The following is a 16,520-nucleotide window of genomic DNA, read 5'->3' on the forward strand; positions in this document are numbered from 1 at the left end:
GCCGCGTCTCAGGAGACAGTAAACTGAGCGGATGGGCGCAACGTCAGGAATAAATCCCGAATTCCAGCCGGCGGTCCGCGGTTGGTTCGAACAACGCTTTGGCCGGCCGACCGCGGCGCAAGCGCAAGCCTGGCCGGCCATATACGAAGGTCGAGATACCCTGATCGCTGCACCCACCGGTTCCGGTAAGACTCTGGCCGCGTTCCTTGCCGCCATCGATGCGCTGGTGCGCGAAGGGCTGACCACGCGGTTGCCGGATGAAACCCGGGTTCTTTATGTCTCGCCGCTCAAGGCGTTGTCCAACGACGTACAGAAAAACTTGCAGGAACCGCTGGCGGGTATTGCCGAGCAATTGCGCACCGCCGGCCTCCCGCAGCCCGATATCCGCGCCTGGGTACGCACCGGCGACACCCCGCAATCCGAGCGCGCGCGCATGCGCCGCGAACCGCCGCATATTCTGGTGACCACGCCCGAGTCGCTGTACCTGATGCTCACCGCCGAGTCCGGTCGCGAGATGCTGGCCGGCGTGCGCTCGGTCATCGTGGACGAGGTGCATGCCCTGGCCGGCAACAAGCGCGGTGCGCATCTGAGTCTGTCGTTGGCCCGGCTGGATGCGTTGGTCGAGAATAGGCTGGGTAAACCGCCCACCCGCATCGGCCTGTCCGCCACACAGAAACCGATCGCGACCATGGCCGCTTTTCTAACCGGCCGCGATGCCGGGCGCTGCAATATCGTCGACACTGGCTACACCCGCGACCGGGACCTGAGCCTGTGCGTACCCGGTGCGCCGTTGTCGGCGGTCATGTCCAATGACACCTTTGGCGAGATTTATGACCAGCTCGCGGGTTTAATCGAAGCGCACAAGACCACTCTAATTTTCGTCAATACCCGCCGCCTGGCCGAACGCGCCGCCCGGCATCTGGCCGAACGCCTGGGTGAGGATGCCATCACCGCTCACCACGGCAGCCTGGCGCGCGAACATCGCTTGGAAGCCGAGCGACGCCTCAAGAATGGTGAACTGCGCGCCCTGGTGGCAACGGCCGCGCTGGAGCTGGGAATCGACATCGGCGCGGTTGATCTGGTCTGCCAGCTCGGCTCCCCACGCGCCATCGCCACCCTGCTGCAACGGGTGGGGCGATCCGGTCACGCCGTGAGTGCTCTGCCCAAGGGCCGATTGTTCCCGCTCTCACGCGACGATCTGGCCGAATGCACGGCGTTGCTGGATGCCGTGCGCCGCGGCGAACTGGACGTGATCCGGATACCCGTAGCGCCGCTGGATGTGCTCGCGCAACAGATCGTGGCGGAAGTCGCCGCCGTCGGCGAGTGCGAAGAGGCGGCATTATATGATCGCTGCATTACGGCTTGGCCGTATCGGGATTTAACACGGGAAGCCTTTACCGCCACCGTGCGTATGTTGGCCGATGGCGTGACCACCCGCCGTGGCCGGCGCGCCGCTCATATTCACCGCGACGCGGTAAATGCCCGCCTGCGGCCGCGCAAATCCGCCCGGTTGACCGCGCTGACCAACGGCGGGGTGATTCCCGACCAGTTCGACTACGAGGTCATTCTCTCGCCCGCCGGTCTCAAAATCGGCAGCCTGAACGAAGATTTCGCCTTCGAAAGCCTGGTGGGCGATATTTTCCAGTTGGGCAATACCTCCTATCGCATTCTCAAGATCGAATCCGGCCGCGTGTTTGTCGAGGATGCCAAGGGTCAGCCGCCGAACATCCCGTTTTGGTTTGGCGAGGCGCCGGGCCGAACGGACGAATTGTCCGCCGCCGTGTCGCGCCTGCGCGTCGAGTTGGAGCAGCGGCTAACCGAGGGTGTAGCCGCCGCTTGCGGTTGGCTGGAGCAAGAGCTGCGAATCCCCGTGGCGGCGGCAGCGCAACTGGCGGATTACTACGGCGCTGCGCGCGCCGCGCTGGGCGCTTTGCCGACTCAATGGTGCATCGTCTTCGAGCGCTTCTTCGACGAAGTCGGCGATATGCATTTGATCGTGCATTCGCCGTTTGGTTCGCGCCTGAACCGCGCCTGGGGTCTGGCCCTACGTAAACGCTTTTGCCGCAAGTTCAATTTCGAATTGCAGGCGGCAGCGCTGGAAGACAGCATCGTGCTGTCGCTGGGCGCCACCCACAGTTTCGTGCTGGAAGAAGTCGCCGGCTATCTGAGGTCGGCTACGGTGCGCGATGTGCTCACCCAGGCCACATTGGATGCGCCCATGTTCGGCAACCGTTGGCGCTGGAATGCGACGATCGCGCTGGCCGTGCGCCGCAACTTCAAGGGCAAGCGCACGCCTGCCCAGTTCCAGCGCTCGGATGCCGAGGATCTGTTGGCCGTGGTCTTTCCCGACCAACTGGCTTGTGCCGAAAATTTGGCCGGCGCGCGCGTGATTCCGAATCACCCGCTGGTCGATCAGACCCTGGCCGATTGTCTGCAGGACACCATGGACATCGAAGGACTGGAAGCCCTGCTTAAACGTCTGGAGGCCGGCGAGATCGAGGTGATCGGCCGTGATCTGCCCACGCCTTCGCCGCTGGCCGAGGAAATCATCAACGCGCGTAACTACGCCTTTCTCGACGACGGCGCCCAGGAGGAGCGCCGCACGCTGGCCGTGCGCAGTGGCGGCTACTGGAGCGCCGAGGAAGCCGGCCAGGCGCAACTGGATAGCGCCGCCATCGAACGGGTCCGTGAAGAGGCTTGGCCCGATCCGCGTGATGCCGACGAGCTGCACGACGCATTGGTTGTACACGGTTTCCTGACTCGGGCCGAGGGCGAGCAGGGTGGTAGAAATCCAGCTGGCCTGGCCGATGATTTGAGCGGAGGCTGGCCGCGCCTGTTCGAAACGCTGTGTGTGGACCGCCGCGCCGCGTGCGTCACGTTGCCGGGCGGCCAGCAAGTGTGGGTAGCCGCCGAGCGCTTAATCGAATTTCAGGTTCTGTTTGCCGATCTCAAGCTCGCGCCCCAGATCGAGCCGGTGCTCGAAGGCCAGCCGCCGGCCGATCTCACTGAAGCATTACGCGAACTTCTGCGCAGTCGCCTGGAAGGGCTGGGGCCAGTCACGCTCGAACAACTGACCGCGCCACTGGGTTTGCCCGAAGCAGCCGCCGCCATAGCCTTAGCCCAACTGGAGGCCGAGGGTTTTGCCATTCAGGGCTGTTTCGGCGCCGCTGCCACGTCGATTCAATGGTGTGAGCGCCGTCTGTTGGCTCGCATCCACCGGTATACCCTGCAGCGACGGCGGCGCGAGATCGAACCGGTATCGCCGCAGGATTACATGCGCTTTCTGCTGGGCTGGCACGGCCTGCTCGAGGGCACGGCCGGAGGCCGGGCCGAAGGTGTGGGCGGGTTGGTCCGTGTGCTGGCAATGCTGGAAGGATTCAGTCTGCCGGCTGCTGCGTGGGAAAGCGATGTGCTACCCGCACGCGTGGCGGATTACAACCCGCAGATGCTGGATACTCTGTGTACCTCCGGGCGCATTGCGTGGTTACGGCTCAATGCCTCGCACGCCACCAATGGCGATGGCAAACGGCGGGTAGGTCCGGTACGCAATACGCCGATCGCACTCATCGAACGCCCGGCATTGCGTTTTTGGCAAGAGTTGGTGCTGGCGCCGCCGCCGGAAGCGCTTAAAATGAGCGCCAGCGCCCGTAAGTTGCTGGAAGTATTAGATACGCGGGGGGCCTCCTTCTTCCATGAGTTGCAGGAAACGGCGGGCCTGCTGCGTACCCAGGCCGAGGACGGTCTGGCCGAGCTGGCGGCTTGGGGTTTGGCGAGTGCCGATTCCTTTGCCGGGCTGCGCGCGTTGCTCAACCGCAGCGGCCCACGCCCGGCACATGCGCCGCGCACCCGCATCAGACGGCGGCGTTTTGCCGGGCTGGAAGAGGCCGGTCGCTGGTCGCGGTTGCGCACCGTTGACTCGGTGAATGGCGCTGGCCGCCTGAGCGATAGCAAGACACTGGAACACATCGCCTGGACTCTGCTGTCCCGCTATGGGGTCGTATTCAAGCGGATCCTGGAGCGCGAATCCAGTCTGCCGGCCTGGCGTGAACTGTTGTATATCTATCGTCGGTTGGAGGCCCGGGGCGAGATCCGCGGCGGGCGCTTCGTGGCTGGCTTTGCCGGGGAACAGTTTGCCGCGCCGGAAGCGGTGGCGGCGCTACGCAAAACCCGTAAGGCGGAGTTCGATGGTGCCTGGGTCAGCCTGTCCGCGGCCGATCCGCTGAATCTGGTCGGCATCGTTACGCCGGGCCAGCGTTTGCCGGCGGTGCCCGGCAATCGTGTTTTGCTGCGCGATGGTCTGCCGGTCGCGTTTTGCGAAGGTGGCGAGGTACGTTTCGTCGGCGAATACGAGCCCGAAACCCAGTGGAAATTGCGTAACCATTTGCTACGGCACGCGCGGCCGGCCAAATACCGGCACGAAGCGCGGCTGAGCACCTGACATGGCTGGCGTTTGGTCTGCAACTGCATCGAGCACTGCGCACTGGCGGACTTCCTCATCGTCAGCGAATGGTTCGCGGTGCTGGGCAGGGCCAGCGCAGGGCCGGCAAAGCGCCGGTTCCGGCAATTAAGCCTGATCTTGGGGGAACCTCGAATAATTCCCGAATCTCGTCATCCCGGCGTAGGCCGGGATGACGATGCGGAATGCGGTTTTTCGAGATTCCCTTAGGTTGGCTGGGATCCAGCAGTCACCCGTGGATGGCCTTGCAAATCGAGCTCGGTATGGATTTCTTCAAAGCCGGCCGTCTGGAACAGCGTGCGTACCGCGGCGCCCTGCCGGTAGCCGTGTTCTACGGCCAGCACGCCGCCGTGGTGCAGGTTGGTGAGCGCACCGGAGACGATGCGGCGCAGCTCGGCGAGGCCTTGCTCCGGTGCAAGCAACGCGGTAGGAGGTTCGAAGCGCAGGCTTGCGCAACGCAGTTCGGGTTCGGCGGGATCGACATAAGGCGGATTAGCGACGATGAGATGGAAGCGCCGCTCGCCGGCGGGTTCGAGCCAATCGCCAAGCAAGAACTGGACGCGTTGCAAACCTAACCGCCGCGCATTGCAGCGCGCGACGGCGAGTGCTCTGGGACATGTATCTACGGCCACTACCGTGGCGTCCGGGCGCTCGGTGGCGATGGCCAACCCAACAGCACCACTGCCGGTGCCCAAATCAAGCACCATCGGCTGCGTGATGCCTGTGAGCGAGGCCAGCGCTACTTCGACGAGGCCTTCCGTCTCCGGGCGCGGAATCAACGTGGCAGGCGTTACCCGCAGCTCCAGTGACCAGAATTCCCGTATCCCAGTGAGGTAAGCCACCGGATAACCGCTTGCTCGGCGCGCCACCTGAGCGCGATAGCGCGCGAGCACCGCCGGCGGCAGGCGCCGTTCGGGCCACGTCAAGAGGTAGCTGCGTTCCACCGCGAGCAATCCGGCAAGCAGGACCTCGGCATCGAGCCGCGCGTTCTCGCCAAGGGGCGCGAACTGCCTGCCGGCCCAGGCCAGCACGCTGGCGATGGGTTCGTCGGAGCTCACTTCAAGCGTAACGACCGCACGGAGATAGCTCGCTCCTCCAGCATGATCGGTATGCCGTCATCCACCCGGTAGACCCGTTCGGCATTATCCGTTATCAGTCCTTCGTCGAGTTCGGCTTCGACCGTACTGTTATCCAGATACCGCAGGTGACCGTTCGCAATTGCCTCGTTGATTCGTTGCAACTCGTCCCGTTTGAGCGGGCGTATTGGTATCTTGCTGATTGGACAGCAGAGTATGTCGAGGAGCTTGCGATCCAGAGCCATATATCACCTAGTTCAGCGGCCGCTCGCTGCACTATACCAGATCCCGTTCGACTGGCGCGGCTGCTTGAGTCTCCCTATAACTAACGTTAGAGGCGGTGATTGCCGATATGAGCTTATAGCGGGTAATGGGCTGTGCATCGGCCGAGGGCTTCGGAGGTGATACATGGGGCGGAAGGCGCGCGATGGTACGCTCAGCCGCAATCTCGAAGGGCGCTTAATGTGCTCTTTTTGTATGCGGCCCGAAGCGGCTACGGGCGCTTTGATTGCCGGTCCGGATGCCTACATTTGCGAAGCTTGCGTGTTCGAGTGCAGCCGTATTCTAGCTCGTGAGACTCCTGCGCAATGGTTGTCCGCAGTGACTGATTTGCCGCGGCCTCGCGAGTTGCACGATTTTCTCGACCAGTACGTAATCGGCCAAGAGCATGCCAAAAAAGTACTCTCGGTGGCTGTTTATAACCATTATAAACGAATTGGTTGTTGCTCGGCGCTGGGTGACCCAGAACTCGGCAAGAGCAATATTCTGCTGATTGGCCCGAGTGGCAGTGGTAAAACATTGCTCGCCGAGACCCTTGCGCGGCGATTGGCAGTGCCTTTTTTGATTGCAGACGCTACCGCTTTGACTGAGACGGGCTATGTGGGTGAGGACGTGGACGGCCTCATTCGGCGCCTTGTGCAAAGCTGCGATAACGATGCCCAGCGTGCTTCGCTTGGGATCGTTTATCTTGATGAAGTGGATAAACTCGCCGTCCGCCACACCGTGAGCCGTAGCCGAGATGTCTCGGGCGAAGGGGTGCAGCAGGCGCTTTTGCGGTTCATGGATAGCTCTGTAGTGAGATTTGCCCCGCGCGAACGGGGAGCCGCACGTCGCCCGGAGTGGCTGGAGGTCGACACTCGGCAGATCCTTTTTATCTGCGGGGGCGCTTTTGAGGGATTGGCTCAGCTAGTCGAACGCCGCCGGCGCGGTCACGGCATCGGCTTTACCGTCGACCTGCCAGGGCCGCGTCGCTGTTCGAATTTTTTGGCATACGCTGAGGCGGACGATCTCATCCACTATGGGCTGATACCCGAATTCGTCGGGCGGCTGCCGGTAGTGAGCGTCCTTGATCCTCTGGATGAAGATGCGTTGGTGCGGGTTTTGACGGAGCCCGCCAATGCCTTGGTGCGCCAGTATACTAAGTTGCTCGCGATGGACGGCTGCGAACTGCATTTTACCCGCGGGGCTTTACATGCTCTGGCTCAGGAGGCGCTTGCGCGCGGCACCGGCGCACGTGGGCTGCGTACGGTGATCGAACGGGTCCTGCTTGAGCCGATGTATCGGCTCCCACGACAACGTGAGGTTCAGTGCCTGACCATCGATGAACGCGCGGTGCGCGATGGGGGGAGCCCCTCTGGCTTCGAATATTCTTGTTCGACTCGAGCTTGAGTGCGGTTACAGCACCCGCGGTGGGGAATGGGCGGCGGTTTTCTAGCTCATCGGGAGCGGATTGATATAATAAAAAACCTTTCCAAAAGGAACTCGTTAATAGGCGCGATGCTCGGGCCAACCTGTGGCAGGCGGCTTTGTGGAACAGTTAAACTCCAGTTGCGAGTTCAGGCGGGAATTCGAGCGAAGGCCAGGTTATCCGATAGCAATGAGCCCTAATTGTAAGTTAACCGGCGTGCAAGCATCGAGCGAATCCTTAAGTTCTCAAAATTTCATATTAAATAGCTAAAGCCAATAGAGTGCCGTATGACGGACATCAGCGTTGACAATATCAATGTGCTTGCCCAGGAGCTTTTGCCAACACCGGTGCAGGTGAAATCGAAGCTGCCGCTCACAGAACAGGCGCGTGCCACCGTAGTGCAGGGGCGCCAGGTCGTAAAGAATATCCTGGATGGCACTGATCATCGACTGCTCGTAATAGTCGGGCCGTGCTCGATCCATGATGCCGTGGCTGCCAATGAGTACGCGGAGAAACTCAAGGAGCTGCACGACCGGGTGGCTGACAGTCTATTCCTCGCCATGCGGGTTTATTTCGAGAAACCGCGCACCACCGTAGGTTGGAAGGGATTGATCAATGATCCCTATCTGGACGATTCTTTCCACATCGAGGAGGGATTGCGTCGGGCCCGTGCTTTGTTGCTGCACTTGGCCGAGATCGGATTGCCGGCGGGAACCGAGGCGTTAGACCCGATCACCCCGCAATATTTGGGTGATTTGATTAGTTGGACCGCCGTCGGTGCACGGACCACCGAATCCCAAACCCATCGGGAGATGGCGAGCGGACTGTCCACCGCGGTCGGCTTCAAAAACGGCACCGATGGCAGTTTAGCCGTGGCTATAAATGCCTTGCGCTCGGCTGCGGCACCACACAGTTTTTTGGGTATCAATCAGATGGGGCAGTGCGCGGTGATCCGAACTCGCGGTAACCGTGACGGCCACGTCGTGCTGCGCGGTGGTAATCAGCCGAACTACGACTCGGTCAGTATCGCTCTGTGCGAGAAGGAGCTTGCGGAGGCCGGGTTGCGCAGTAGGCTGATGGTGGATTGCAGTCACTCGAACTCTAATAAAGATCCTGCGTTGCAGCCACTGGTGCTGGATAATTTGATAACGCAGATTTTGGAGGGCAATAAGTCGATCATCGGAATGATGCTGGAGAGCAACCTCGACTGGGGAAACCAAAAGTTGAGCGCCGACGCTCCGGAAGCGCTGCGCTACGGCGTTTCTGTCACCGATCCTTGCATCGATTGGCCGACCACCGAGCGCATCTTGTGTGAAGCGGCGGAGCGGCTGCGCGATGCCTTGCCTGGGCGGACGATTTAGGGGAACCTTTGTGGTTTAATCGGGTCTTCAACATTATTTGATAGCGAATGCAGCCACATGATGAAGCCATTTGTGCCGTATTACATGTTTGGGGCGATTGGCCGAGTTAAGATGCAGAACTCGTCGGGGTGGTGGCGGTTGTGTCGACCCAGCCCTCAGGGGAAGGCGGCTACGGAGCCGGCGGGGGGCGATCGAGTACGCCGAGCCACCGCCGTGGCGATAATGTGGAGGATAGAACATGGCTGACAAACACGCTTTGCCGGTCAAAGGCTTCGAGCCCTACCGGCCACAAGAAGGCGAAGAGTACATGAACGAGGAGCAGCTGGAGCATTTTCAGCAGCTGCTTCTGGCATGGAAACAACAGCTTCAGGAAGAGGTCGAGCGTACCGTCAGCCATATGCGCGACGATGCGAACAATTATGCGGATCCCTCCGATCGCGCGACTCAGGAAGAGGAGTTTGCCCTGGAGCTGCGCACCCGCGATCGAGAGCGTAAGCTGATTCGCAAGATCGACGAGACACTTGAGCGAATTCGCAAGGACGATTACGGTTTTTGCGATCAATGCGGTGTGGAGATCGGTCTGCGCCGGTTGGAGGCTCGTCCAACAGCCACCTTATGCATCGACTGCAAAACCCTGGAGGAAATCCGAGAAAAGCAGCGGGTGGCTTGAAAAACGGCTATGGGCGCGAGCCAATGGTGGCGGTCGTGGCCAAGGGTCCATCCCCCCGGCGGGCCCTTGGCGGGAGATCAGTGGTGCCTCAGCCGCCAAACCAGCTTGAAGGGACGCGCCGTACACACTGTTCAGTGAGTAAATTTTGGCGTTGCCGATTTGCCACGGACAGATAATTCGGCTCCTCTCTTACGGGGAAGAGGAGAAGAGCACCGGCGGGACTTTGCCAGCGGTTCAGAGTGTTCATCGTCAATTTTCTTCCGCTAATGCCGCTAGTTGATCGGCGCGATGCGAGCTGATCAGCGGATCGATGATCGGGTCGAGATCGCCTTCCAGTATTTCATCGAGTTTATACAGCGTGAGACCGACGCGGTGCTCAGTGACGCGGCTTTGCGGAAAGTTATATGTGCGAATGCGCTCGGATCGATCACCGCTACCCACCAGTGATCGGCGAGTAGCGCTTTGCTCCTGTTGCTGTCGCTCACGCTCACGAGCGGTAAGTTTTGCCTGCAGCAATCCCATAGCTTTTGCCCGATTCTTATGCTGAGAGCGCTCGTCTTGGCATTCGACAACGAGGCCCGTTGGTAGATGGGTGATACGAATAGCCGAGTCGGTTTTGTTGACGTGCTGCCCCCCTGCACCCGAAGCGCGAAACGTATCCACTCTGAGCTCGGCGGTTGCGGTTTCGATTTCCTCGATCTGTTCGGGTTCGGGAAGGACGGCCACCGTGCACGCCGAGGTATGGATGCGCCCTTGGGACTCCGTTGTCGGTACACGTTGCACCCGGTGAGCCCCGGATTCGAATTTCAGTCGTGAGTAGACGCCTGCCCCCTCCACGCGACTGATAATCTCCTTATAGCCGCCGTGCTCTCCGGGGGCTTCGTTGATGATCTCGAGACGCCAGCGCCGGCGTTCGGCGTAGCGGGCATACATGCGGAATAAATCGCCGGCGAACAGCGCGGCCTCATCACCTCCGGTGCCGGCGCGAATCTCAAGAAAAATGCCTTTTTCATCATCGGGGTCCTGCGGCAGCATTAACCATTGTAGCTGTTGGCCCAACTCCTCCAGCTGCAATTGGGCCGCACGGATCTCATCTTTTGCCAACGCGCGAATCTCCGGGTCGGGATCCTCACTGAGGGCGCGTGTGGAAGTGAGCACCTGTTCCATTTCCTGGTACTTAGACAACGCCTGTACCACAGGGTGGAGGCGGGCATACTCTTGGGATAGCGCTGTGAATTGTTTCTGCTCGCCGATCACTGTCGGATCGGCGAGCAACGCTTCAATCTCCTCATAGCGCTCACCGAGTTGTTCCAGTCTTTGGCGTAGCAAGCCCTTCACGATACTTCGTCTTCATCTGTGTGCAAGCCCAGCAGGCGATGGCTGGTGCGAATCATCTCGGGGTCGCCGCTGCGCGCCGCCTCACGCAGGCCTACCGTCGGCTCGTGGATCAACTTCTTAGTCAACGTGTGAGATAAATATTCGAGCACTAAGGCCGGGTCATCACCGCGGCTCAGGCGCCGTCGCGCGCGTTGCAGAACCTCCTCACGCAGGCGTTCGGCGCGGTGGCGGTAACAGCGGATCGGTGATACGGCTTGCAGCGAGCGCATCCAGCTCATGAAGCGCTCGACTTGATCAGCAATGATCAAATCGGCTTGCCGGGCTGCCTCACGGCGCGAACGCAAGCTATCATCGATCACTTCGCGCAGGTCGTCGATCGTATAGAGGTAGACATCCGCGAGCGCGCCGACTTCCGGTTCAATGTCACGTGGTACTGCAATGTCTACCATGAACATGGGCCGGTGCTTGCGCCGCTTAAGCGCGCTTTCCACGCTGCCCTTACCGAGAATCGGCAATGTACTGGCCGTGGAAGATACTATGATGTCCGTTTCCTTGAGCACATGCGGGATATCGGCTAGAGAGATCGCCTCCCCCTGGTATTGCTCGGCGAGCTTGCGGGCGCGTTCCAGGCTGCGGTTGGCTATGATGAGCCGGGCGATGCGATGCTCCCGCAAGTGACGGGCGGTCAGCTCGATTGTATCACCCGCACCGATCAGCAGGGCCGTCTGCCGGTCTAGGTCGCCGAAAATTTGGCTTGCCAGGCTGACGGCGGCGAATGCCACGGAAACCGGGTGGGCGCCGATCTCGGTTTCACTGCGCACTTGTTTGGCTACGGAGAACGCGTACTGAAACAGACGATCCAGCGTATAGCGTACGGTACCGCAGCGCAGCGCCGCTTGATAGGCGCACTTGGTTTGGCCAAGGATCTGCGGCTCGCCGAGCACGAGTGAGTCGAGCCCTGAGGCGACGGTGAGCAAATGCCGCACAGCGGCTTCGCCGTTGAGCAAATACAAATACTGCGCCAGCCAGCCTGGACTCAGGCGATGAGTGTGCTCCAGCCAGCGTTGTAAGATATCCGGCGTGGCCTCCGGCGCCAAGACGGCATAGAGTTCCGTACGGTTGCAGGTCGACAAGAGGACAGCCTCGTCGACTCCCGGGCGCTCCACCAAATTGCAGACCGCTTCCTCGAGGCACTCCAGAGGAAAGACGATCCGTTCGCGGATCTCAACAGGGGCGCTCTTGTGGCTCAGTCCAAGGGTTACCATGGGCATGGGATACTGGGCGGAAGGCAAACCGTGAATTGTAGGCGTATGCCGTTCGAATACAAGCGCCGCGGCATCGCCGCGCTGGCAAGTGGCATTTATAGTCGATTTGGGCACGGACCGCCGCTCGTAGTAGGTCTTACGATACAGTTATCATAACAAGCTTTTGCGATTGCGCAGCGCCTTGGAGGCGGCCTCAAGAGGAAACCCATGCATCGTTGTCTCGTTTTCCTATTGTTACTGCTGTTGGGCGGTTGTACGGCGTCGCAGGGACCGCAACTAAAGCGCCAAGAGGCCTCGGGGGCAGGGGCCGATCAGGCTTCAGAGGCCAAAGCCGACTTGCTGTACCATCTTATGGTGGCTGAACTGGCCGGCAGTCGCGGTGATCTGGGTCGGGCGGCGAGCGATTACTTGGCGGCGGCCCGGCTCAGCTCCGACCCAGCCGTGGCGGAGCGCGCCACCCGAATCGCTTTACTGGCCAAACGTGAAGGGCTGGCGCTGGCAGCGGCTGATCGCTGGCACGGGTTGCTGCCCAACTCCCTCGAGGCGCGGCAGACTGTGGGTCTGCTGAGCGTGCGCCGCAGCGAGGTGGATAAAGCCGTGACGGCTCTTGCAGCTACCGTGCAGATGGCACCTGGGGGGGCGGCGCAGGGGCTGGAGAGCCTATCGGCTATCCTCTCTCAGGAAGCCGACAACCCGGCCGCGTTGCAAGTTATGCAGCGGGTCGCCGAGAAGTACCCCAAAAATCGGGCCTCGTACTATGCGGTGGCGCAAGTGGCATTGCAATCGCAACAGCCCGCTGTTGCGCTCACCGCATTGAACGAGGCGCTTGCACTGTCGCCGCAGTGGCGTGCAGCGTATTTGCTCAGAGTGGAGACCTATCTCAGGCTCGAGCGCCCTCAGGAGGCGCTCGATGATCTCAGTAGTTTGCTGCGCAGCAGCCCGCAGGACTACGATTTACGACTGCGCTACGCCCATACTCTGATCAGCTTGTCACGCACCCGTGAGGCGCTTGCTGAGTTCCGCAAACTGCTACAGCGCCACCCGGACGATGCCCGGGCGCTCTATCCCGCCGCGCTGCTCGCCATCGATGCGCAATTCAACGCTCAAGCGAGGACTTGGCTGCAACGGCTACTGGCGTTAGGCGAGCGCACCGATGCGGCGCATTATTTTTTAGGACGTGTCGCCGAGCAGGAGAAGCACTACCAGACCGCCATCGGCTATTACAGGCGAACCCGTGGCGCCTATCGTGACGACGCTCGGTTGCGGATCGCGGCCGTGCTGGCGAGCGGAGGGCAGCTGGATCAGGCGCGTGCGCATCTCGTAGCGTTGCGCGGACAAGACTCACAGTTGGCTGCACGAAGCTATGGCGTTGAAGGTGAGATCATGCGCACGCTGGGGCGGATGCAGGCCAGCCTCAAAGCGTATGATACTGGGCTGGCTGCTTTCCCGAACGACAAAGATCTGCTCTATGGGCGCGCAATGACGCTCATCGAGATGGAACGTGTGGCGGCAGCCGAGCGTGATCTGCGGGCTATTTTGGCTAAAGATCCGAACGACCCCCACGTTCTGAATGCGCTTGGCTATACTCTGGCGGACCACACTGATCGCCTGCAGGAAGCCGCACATCTGGTGGCGCGTGCCTATGCGCAACGCCCACATGATCCGGCCGTCATCGATAGCATGGGCTGGCTCGCTTATCGTCAAGGGCGATTGCATGCGGCGCTGAACTACCTCAGTACCGCCTGGGAGTTGGCTAATGACCCGGAGATCGGCGCGCATTACGGCGAGGTTCTCTGGAAGCTCGGGCGCCATGCCCAGGCGCGCCGCATTTGGCAACAGGCGCTGCAGGCGCATTCGGACAACACGCTGCTCAATAGTACAATAAAGCGTCTGACTCAATAATGCGGCGGCTGGTCGGCATCTGTTTCATCGGGTTCGTTCTGGCCGGTTGCGCGGTACAGCCGCCCGCCCCAGAGGCGGCAGAGGCGGCTCGGCTGGCGGCGTTTACGAATCGCCAACTCCGGATCAGTAACCTCTCCAACTGGACATTTGCAGGGCGAGCGGCCATTCGTACGGCCCGCGACGGGGGGAGCGTCGCAGTGTACTGGCGTGAGCTAGACGGGCACTATCGGATTGATCTCATTGCGCCTTTCGGCGCCGGTTCGGCACGGCTCACGGGTGATGCGCAGCGCGTACGATTGCAGACTTCGCGCGGCGTATCGGCGGTGGCTCGATCGGCGCGGGACCTGCTGAATCGCTATATGGGATATGATCTTCCGGTGGCGGCTTTGCGTTACTGGCTGCGCGGGATCCTTGCACCGGGAGCGGTAGAGATGCGTGCGCTGGATCGGCAAGGACGGCTCGCCTCGTTGAGGCAGCAAGGCTGGCGGATCGAGTTCCGTGATTACGGCCATTTCTCAGGCGTCGATCTGCCGACTGCCCTGCAGCTCTCCCGCGATCAGGTGGAGGTGAATCTGGTGATTCGAGATTGGGAGCTCTCCGCGTGAACTCGGCTGCATGGCCGGCGCCAGCGAAGATCAATCGCTTTTTGCATGTCGTCGGTCGGCGGGATGACGGCTACCATCTATTACAGACCCTATTCCAGTTTCTGGATATGAGCGATTGGCTTTATTTCACCCGAACGACGGATGGACGGGTGTGTCGGGTCGGCGATGTGCCTGGCGTGAGTGAAGCGGCTGATCTCAGCGTTCGTGCCGCCCGATTGCTCCAGGAGGCCACCGACTGTGCCTGCGGCGCCGTGATTCGCCTCGATAAGCGACTCCCTACCGGTGGCGGGCTGGGTGGCGGCAGTTCTGATGCCGCCACCACGCTGGTGGCGTTGAACGAGATCTGGGACACTGGGTTGGACGAGGATGCACTCGCTGGTCTCGGTCTGCGCCTCGGTGCCGATGTCCCTGTCTTCGTACGCGGTCGAGCCGCATGGGGTGAAGGGATAGGCGAGCGGCTTATTCCGGTGAGTCTGGATGAACCATGGTTTTTGGTTGTCGATCCGGGCGTCGCCGTGGCTACCGCGCGGGTGTTTCAGGCCCCCGAATTGACACGTAATTCACCGCGCATCACAATAAGCAGCTTCTACACGGGTGGGGTTCGAAACGATTGCGAACCGATCGTGCGGCGGTTGTATCCGGAAATCGGCCGTGCTTTGGATTGGTTAGAGCAGTTCGGTGTAGCACGCCTTACGGGCACAGGGGCGTGCATCTTTGCTCCCTTCGCGCAGGAGCATCTGGCGCGTGGTGCGCTAGAGTGCTTGCCGCGACGGTGGCGGGGCTGGGTCGTGCGAGGGTGTAATCGCTCACCGCTGTTGCGGCGTCGCCGGCTCTCGCGGTCAGGCAGCGCGTCGCGGGTGCGTTGATTGCCTCGCAAAAGCTCACGGATTCCGAAGATTGTAGGTTCGGAATGGGTCGCACGCGGGGGCTCAGCTGAGGATTTCGGGGCGTGGGCCGAGTCCGACGCGATTTGGTTCAGCAGGGCCTCGGCGTGCCGCAACGCAACTGGGGTGTCGCCAAGCGGTAAGGCACGGGGTTTTGATCCCCGCATTCGCAGGTTCGAATCCTGCCACCCCAGCCATTTCGCCGGTACGTCCACTGTGTCCTGAGCAGCGACGGATATAGATTACCGTGATCGAGAACGGACGCATGATGGTCTTTGCGGGTAATGCCAACCCGCAACTCGCTGAAGCCATCGCTGAGAGTCTCAAGATCCGGCTCGGCGATGCCCAGGTTACGCGTTTTAGCGACGGTGAGGTCCAAGTCGAGATCAACGAACACGTCCGTGGTCGGGATGTATTCGTTGTGCAGCCGATTTGTGCCCCGACCAACGACAATTTGATGGAACTGTTGGTGATTGCGGATGCCTTGCGGCGTTCCTCTGCCGCCCGGATCACCGCGGTTATCCCTTATTATGGCTATGCGCGCCAGGATCGGCGCCCGCGTTCACAGCGTGTGCCGATCTCGGCGAAGCTGGTGGCGGATATGGTTTCGGCCGCCGGGATCGATCGGGTGGTTACCGTCGATCTGCATGCCGACCAGATTCAGGGCTTCTTCAATATTCCGGTGGATAATGTCTACGCCTCGCCGGTGTTGCTCGGCGATATCTGGCGTCAGCTTCATCCGAACAAAATCGTCGTCTCGCCGGATGTCGGCGGGGTGGTGCGGGCTCGGGCTATCGCCAAGCGCCTGGATGATGCCGATCTGGCCATCATCGACAAGCGCCGTCCGCGGCCGAACGAATCCAAGGTCACCAACATCATTGGAGACGTTCACGACAAAACTTGCATTATCGTTGATGACATCGTCGACACAGCCGGCACGCTGTGCGAGGCGGCTAAGGCCTTGAAAGGCAAGGGCGCGGGTAAGGTGGTCGCATACATCACCCACCCCGTACTCTCTGGCCCCGCAATTGGGCGGATTGCAGAATCGACCTTGGATGAGTTGGTGGTCACGGATAGCATCCCGCTCGGCGAATGCGCGCAAAGCTGTAGTAAGATTCGTCAGCTCAGCTTGGCCGAAATGTTGGCCGAGACTATGCGCCGGGTGAACAACGACGAGTCGGTCAGTGAGCTGTTCGTGGAATAAGACGACTATTCACCGTACCGGCTAGGGCACCACGCGGAAAGGGCCGATTTGAGAAATAAAGCATAAAATCTT

At 60.9% G+C, this 16,520-nt stretch carries 12 protein-coding genes and 1 tRNA gene; 9 read left to right on the plus strand and 4 right to left on the minus strand.

Annotated features, from left to right (window positions below; all coding sequences use genetic code 11):
• Positions 1–31: 31 nt before the first annotated feature.
• Entirely contained in the window at positions 32–4,438 is a 4,407-nt protein-coding gene (locus tag NB231_RS16225) for a DEAD/DEAH box helicase (RefSeq protein WP_005005080.1), read from the plus strand.
• Positions 4,439–4,662: 224 nt separating this feature from the next.
• Here NB231_RS16225 and prmC read toward each other — a convergent pair whose 3' ends face one another.
• Both prmC and NB231_RS16235 read right to left on the minus strand, forming a co-directional pair.
• Positions 4,663–5,514, minus strand: coding sequence for a peptide chain release factor N(5)-glutamine methyltransferase (gene prmC / locus NB231_RS16230; RefSeq protein WP_005005081.1), 852 nt, complete (start codon positions 5,512–5,514; stop codon positions 4,663–4,665).
• Positions 5,511–5,777 carry a Trm112 family protein gene (locus NB231_RS16235; RefSeq protein WP_005005083.1) on the minus strand — a complete coding sequence of 89 codons (267 nt, stop codon included), beginning with the start codon at positions 5,775–5,777 and terminating at the stop codon, positions 5,511–5,513. Before NB231_RS16235 ends, prmC begins: the two co-directional genes overlap by 4 nt.
• Before the next feature lie 163 nt (positions 5,778–5,940).
• Here NB231_RS16235 and clpX point away from each other — a divergent pair, with 163 nt between their 5' ends.
• From clpX to dksA, 3 genes are all read left to right on the plus strand, one after another.
• Positions 5,941–7,200 (plus strand): ATP-dependent Clp protease ATP-binding subunit ClpX, encoded by a 1,260-nt coding sequence (gene clpX / locus NB231_RS16240; RefSeq protein WP_005005084.1) that lies wholly within the window; start codon positions 5,941–5,943, stop codon positions 7,198–7,200.
• Positions 7,201–7,506: 306 nt separating this feature from the next.
• A complete protein-coding gene (locus NB231_RS16245; protein ID WP_005005087.1) occupies positions 7,507–8,580 on the plus strand; it encodes a 3-deoxy-7-phosphoheptulonate synthase in 1,074 nt (357 codons plus the stop codon).
• Positions 8,581–8,818: 238 nt separating this feature from the next.
• Positions 8,819–9,250 carry an RNA polymerase-binding protein DksA gene (gene dksA / locus NB231_RS16250; RefSeq protein WP_005005088.1) on the plus strand — a complete coding sequence of 144 codons (432 nt, stop codon included), beginning with the start codon at positions 8,819–8,821 and terminating at the stop codon, positions 9,248–9,250.
• Between the two features lie 249 nt (positions 9,251–9,499).
• Here the strand turns inward: dksA and prfA are convergent, their stop codons facing one another.
• Positions 9,500–10,588, minus strand: a complete 1,089-nt coding sequence (prfA, locus tag NB231_RS16255; protein ID WP_005005090.1) for a peptide chain release factor 1 — start codon at positions 10,586–10,588, stop codon at positions 9,500–9,502.
• Entirely contained in the window at positions 10,585–11,853 is a 1,269-nt protein-coding gene (gene hemA / locus NB231_RS16260) for a glutamyl-tRNA reductase (RefSeq protein ID WP_005005092.1), read from the minus strand. Before hemA ends, prfA begins: the two co-directional genes overlap by 4 nt.
• A 207-nt stretch (positions 11,854–12,060) precedes the next feature.
• Here hemA and NB231_RS16265 point away from each other — a divergent pair, with 207 nt between their 5' ends.
• The 5 genes from NB231_RS16265 to NB231_RS16285 all read left to right on the plus strand — a co-directional run bounded on the left by NB231_RS16265 (position 12,061) and on the right by NB231_RS16285 (position 16,448).
• Entirely contained in the window at positions 12,061–13,755 is a 1,695-nt protein-coding gene (locus tag NB231_RS16265) for a tetratricopeptide repeat protein (protein ID WP_005005094.1), read from the plus strand.
• Positions 13,755–14,360: a lipoprotein insertase outer membrane protein LolB gene (gene lolB / locus NB231_RS16270; protein WP_005005095.1), complete on the plus strand. Its 606-nt coding sequence runs from the start codon at positions 13,755–13,757 to the stop codon at positions 14,358–14,360. The genes NB231_RS16265 and lolB overlap by 1 nt, the downstream gene beginning before the upstream one ends.
• The gene (gene ispE / locus NB231_RS16275; RefSeq protein ID WP_005005097.1) at positions 14,357–15,226 is read left to right on the plus strand and encodes a 4-(cytidine 5'-diphospho)-2-C-methyl-D-erythritol kinase; all 870 of its coding nucleotides are present in this window, start codon (positions 14,357–14,359) and stop codon (positions 15,224–15,226) included. Before lolB ends, ispE begins: the two co-directional genes overlap by 4 nt.
• Positions 15,227–15,366: 140 nt before the next feature.
• Positions 15,367–15,441: transfer RNA gene (locus NB231_RS16280), tRNA-Gln, on the plus strand.
• Positions 15,442–15,509: 68 nt separating this feature from the next.
• A complete protein-coding gene (locus NB231_RS16285) occupies positions 15,510–16,448 on the plus strand; it encodes a ribose-phosphate diphosphokinase (protein WP_005005099.1) in 939 nt (312 codons plus the stop codon).
• Positions 16,449–16,520 lie beyond the last annotated feature (72 nt).

This window comes from Nitrococcus mobilis Nb-231 (assembly GCF_000153205.1).
GTDB lineage: Bacteria > Pseudomonadota > Gammaproteobacteria > Nitrococcales > Nitrococcaceae > Nitrococcus > Nitrococcus mobilis.

Coding starts and splice junctions, on each gene's coding strand:
- NB231_RS16225 (WP_005005080.1), top strand. CDS start 32: ATGGGCGCAACGTCAGGAATAAATCCCGAATTCCAGCCGGCGGTCCGC.
- hemA (WP_005005092.1), bottom strand. CDS start 11,853: ATGGTAACCCTTGGACTGAGCCACAAGAGCGCCCCTGTTGAGATCCGC.
- NB231_RS16245 (WP_005005087.1), top strand. CDS start 7,507: ATGACGGACATCAGCGTTGACAATATCAATGTGCTTGCCCAGGAGCTT.
- NB231_RS16285 (WP_005005099.1), top strand. CDS start 15,510: ATGATGGTCTTTGCGGGTAATGCCAACCCGCAACTCGCTGAAGCCATC.
- clpX (WP_005005084.1), top strand. CDS start 5,941: ATGGGGCGGAAGGCGCGCGATGGTACGCTCAGCCGCAATCTCGAAGGG.
- dksA (WP_005005088.1), top strand. CDS start 8,819: ATGGCTGACAAACACGCTTTGCCGGTCAAAGGCTTCGAGCCCTACCGG.
- lolB (WP_005005095.1), top strand. CDS start 13,755: ATGCGGCGGCTGGTCGGCATCTGTTTCATCGGGTTCGTTCTGGCCGGT.
- NB231_RS16265 (WP_005005094.1), top strand. CDS start 12,061: ATGCATCGTTGTCTCGTTTTCCTATTGTTACTGCTGTTGGGCGGTTGT.
- NB231_RS16235 (WP_005005083.1), bottom strand. CDS start 5,777: ATGGCTCTGGATCGCAAGCTCCTCGACATACTCTGCTGTCCAATCAGC.